Below are 3,751 nucleotides of genomic sequence, written 5' to 3'. Positions count from 1 at the left end.
AATCAGACGACCAGCTTGGCCGAGGATGACACTCAGCGTCTCTAGCCACCGTTCTGGGTCCGGGGGTTCTGTTGACGGAGGGTCGAAGAAGGTCAACGGGACATGCCTACTTAGAAGCGATTCATTGCTCGGGTCGGTTGTGTTGGGGCTCCAAGTCGCCGGGTGCATCACTCGAGAAACATACTTCTTGTCACCGTTCTCGTACTCCGCAAAATGTTGAAGCCAGCCCATCGCTTCGAGTTTCGAGCGCATGGTTCCTCTGCGACGAACACGACCGTGGGTAGCAGCAATAATGAACTCTGGTTCCGATGTAGTGCTGTGTGAACCCGTGCTCAGTCGATCGATGAAGCGTTTCTCTTTTGGTAGCAAAGAGCGACTGGGAAGTGTGGTGGTGGCGCGAATATTTCGCCGGTGCAGGGAGTCGCTGATTGTGAGTAGAGCTACGAGCGCGCTCGGTTCGCTCACCTCCATTTGGCTCAGGTCCAAGTGGAGCGGTAAAGGTGCAGGGTCAGCGGGCTTGTACTTGCGTAAGAGCGAGTCCACATCTTTCATGAGGAGCACCGTGCGGGACTCGAAGACCACGGGGCGCGCTGGATCGGCCCCTGTTACGCGCGACATGAGTGCACTGTAGCGGTGGGGATGCTCGAAATGGAAGGCTGTGGGGTCAGGTCGGGAGGGAAGATGCCTGCACCGGAGAGCGATGGAGCGCCGCGAGCTACCCCGGGCCGAGGAGGAAGGGTGACGCGTAGTCCGCGACATGTGGGGCGTCTGTGGCCTCCCTTTTCACGGCCCGTCTCGGGGTGTTGGCGGCGCTCGAAAGCTGAGCAGTTTTGGCGGCCGAAGGGCGAACGGTTTCGGTCTAGTGGTTCTTTCTCGGCCTTTATGCGGGTGGCCGACGCCGGGTCACGGCAGCCGGTAGGAGGATCCTTTGAGGGGAGATGACGCCGGCGTGGTGGACGATGCAGTCGCTCATGGCGGCGGCCACGACCCTGGTCACCGAACATGGCCGCCCAGGAGCTGAACGGCAGGTTGGATCGTCAGGATGACGGACCGCACCCTGTTCACGTTGTCGCGGAGCCGGCGGATCAAGGCGATCCACCCGACCCGCTCGGTCAACACCCTTCGGGGCATGTCCGGGCAACGGCCAGCAGCTGACGCACCCGCGCCCCGTAGGGTGAACGACGTCGGACCCGCACCTCTCTCGTACTTCGGCGGACCGTCCGAGGCCACAGCCGCAGCGACCGTGTTCCGGGAGATGCCCAACCTCTTGGCGATCGCGCCTTCGGCACACCCTCGCGGGCCAGCCTCCTGATCAGCGCCCAGTCCTCCATGGTGATCACACTCCATTCGTCGAAGAGTGCTCACTTTCCGAGCGCCGAGCTTGCGAAGCTTTCAAGCGCCCCCGATAGCGCTGACCATGAAGGGTCTACCCCCAGGTCGGGTGGATGGATGGGTGATCCGAGGGGCCCACTGCTGTCCCTCCTGCTTTTACGGGCACGAAACACGCCCCTCCCGGAGGCCGGGGCAGGCCCCGGACCTGGGTGCATGCTGGGGGCTCGAACCATCATTCCCTGTTTGCAAAGTCCACGATTGGGGCCGCGAGAACGCTCTGATCTGCGGTTATGTAGCGTTGAGGAGCACCCAGCCGCGCCAAATCTGTACCCCACTGCAGTACTTTTCTGGGGTACGGTCCGCGTGCGTAGGTGACGAAGCCGAGGCCCATCATCACCGCCCCGGGAGCGACCATGACTCGGCGCCATCTTTGCCCTGTCGGGGGAGTGCCGTTCATGCGGCGTCCAAGTGGCTCAGCGTCCGGAGGGCGCGACAGCGACACGCCGATGTCCGGGACGGTGTCCGAGGATCCGTCTCGACGGCAGAGCTCACGCCAGTGGGTGCATCACTTGGCCCACAATGGGCTCCCGCCGCAGGGGCTGCTGAAGGTTCGGTCGACACTCCAGCAGCCCCCGTGGGTCAGCGGTCATGCCGTGACGGTGGGTCCATTCGCCGCCACTTGGTGGGCCGACCACTCGGAGTTCCCTGGCGCGTGAGGTCGATTTCTGCTCGATTCCTACGCAGGGCACGCTCAGCCACTGCCATTCGCTCCGGGAAGCTCTGGATGATGCAGGCGTCGTCCGTGGGCTGGCACCCGTACTCATCGCGGCGCGCCATCACGAACCCCCGTTGATGAGGTACCGCTCAATCGCCCCGAGCGTCAGTGAGCCCGAGTTCAGGGCGCGGACCGCGGCCACGGCTGCATCAGGGTCACCTCCAGCCTCGGAAACCCGGAGCCGCAGCTCCTGGATCTTCTCGGCGTCCTCCAACGCCTCGATCTCCGCCATGCGCACCTCACGCGCCTCGCGCAGGGCCATCTGACGCCTGCCCTCAGACATCAAGCTCACCCCACCGGCCACCATGGCGCCTCCGGCCATCAGCATCAGCACTGGGAACATCATGCACCTGCCACCCTTCGTCTCTGGATCAGAAGTACCAGTCTGGTACTTCTTCAGTACCAGACTGGTCCTCCCTCCCAGTACCTGTCAAGTACTCACCGGGTGTGACTTTGGTACCTTGGGAGCATGGAGCCAAGGACGGAGCGCCAGGCGCTGGGACAAGTCATCCGCGCTCTCCGCGAACTTGAGGGCCTTACGAGGCAGGAGCTCGCCACGCGGGCTGAGCTGGGCGAGGTGATGATCGCAAAAGTGGAGCAGGGCGCCAAGACCCCCTCAGCTGCCGCCCTGAGGAGAATTGCGTCAGCTCTGGGATTAGAGGCGATCGAGCTCTCGAACCGTGGCCTGCTTTGGGCTGCGCTGCAGGACTCTCCAGAGGCGTCCACCGCGCTGCTGCGCAGCGTCGCAACAGGTGCCGCACGTCTGGCTGCAATGCACGGCAACAGGGGGGCGCGCGTTGCATTGCCAGCGGCGGGGCTCGGAGTTGCGGGGGGCCTCGGCGCTGCGGCTGCGACGGCCGGTATTGCGGGCTTTGCATACCTAGAGGACAAGCAGACTCGGGGCGAGATTGAGAATGCCCTCCGCGAGCGGCTAGAACAGCGCCTTGCCGAAGCATCAACCCCGGAAGCGCTTGTGAGCTTGGCGATTGCCCTTGAGGAGCCCACCCCCGAGGGTCAGGGGGCGGAGTGAGGTGAGCAGCGGACGAGACCCTGTAACACCAACTGCCGCGTCATTTCGCCACGACCGGACGGGGTGCTGCGTTCGGCGTAGCGTCGTGGGCGTCGATAGCCTCTTCGCGCTGGAGGCGGGCACCGACTGGGCCCGGATCCAGGTCGCCGCGGGAGGCGACCATGTCCACCGACCAGCTCCACGGCGACACTGCCGTTCCAGCCGTACTCGATGAGCCCCGCACAGCTCGCGGCTGTCTCGTTCCTGGCCCGGCCGTGTACGCCCGGCTCCCGAAGATCCACCGGGACGAGACCCCCACTCAAGGCCTGGTCAGTTGGAGTTGATCCGCTTCCTCCAGGTCGCCCAGACCATCACCGTCCACCACGGCGCACTGGCCTACCTGCTCGGGATCAACGCCCTGCGCGCCTCCGAGGCCGCAGCCGTGCGGATCGAGGACTACACCGACGTCCTGCGGGGCCACCGGGTACTGCACCTGGTCGGCAAGGGCCACAAGCCGGCCACGATGCCGCTGACCGTCCCCGTACTGCGGGTTCTGGAAGCCTGCCGCGGTGAGCGCAGCAGCGGGCCTCTAGCCCCGGTCTTTCATGAGGCTGGGACGGTGATGGCCTTGGGGG

General features: G+C 64.8%; 4 protein-coding genes. 2 read left to right on the top strand and 2 right to left on the bottom strand.

Annotation, left to right across the window (positions count from 1 at the left end; genetic code table 11):
- Together BJF81_RS19760 and BJF81_RS11765 are read right to left on the bottom strand one after the other, a co-directional pair.
- On the bottom strand, nucleotides 1-552 hold a 552-nt coding region (locus tag BJF81_RS19760), incomplete at its 3' end, for a hypothetical protein (protein WP_237770217.1).
- A 1,616-nt stretch (nucleotides 553-2,168) separates the two neighbouring features.
- Nucleotides 2,169-2,441: a hypothetical protein gene (locus tag BJF81_RS11765; RefSeq protein ID WP_143780816.1), complete on the bottom strand. Its 273-nt coding sequence runs from the start codon at nucleotides 2,439-2,441 to the stop codon at nucleotides 2,169-2,171.
- A gap of 135 nt (nucleotides 2,442-2,576) precedes the next feature.
- Here BJF81_RS11765 and BJF81_RS11760 point away from each other — a divergent pair, with 135 nt between their 5' ends.
- Together BJF81_RS11760 and BJF81_RS11755 are read left to right on the top strand one after the other, a co-directional pair.
- Complete coding sequence (locus BJF81_RS11760; RefSeq protein ID WP_075958502.1) at nucleotides 2,577-3,137, top strand: helix-turn-helix domain-containing protein; 561 nt, start codon at nucleotides 2,577-2,579, stop codon at nucleotides 3,135-3,137.
- A 313-nt stretch (nucleotides 3,138-3,450) separates the two neighbouring features.
- Nucleotides 3,451-3,751, top strand: a 301-nt coding sequence (locus tag BJF81_RS11755; RefSeq protein WP_202817480.1) for a hypothetical protein, incomplete at its 3' end; no start/stop codon positions are given.

The organism is Ornithinimicrobium sp. CNJ-824, assembly GCF_001942405.1.
GTDB lineage: Bacteria > Actinomycetota > Actinomycetes > Actinomycetales > Dermatophilaceae > Ornithinicoccus > Ornithinicoccus kibberensis.
Note: the sequence above shows the minus strand (reverse complement) of the source record. Positions and strands in the feature narration are given on the sequence as shown.

Coding starts and splice junctions, on each gene's coding strand:
- BJF81_RS11760 (WP_075958502.1), top strand. CDS start 2,577: ATGGAGCCAAGGACGGAGCGCCAGGCGCTGGGACAAGTCATCCGCGCT.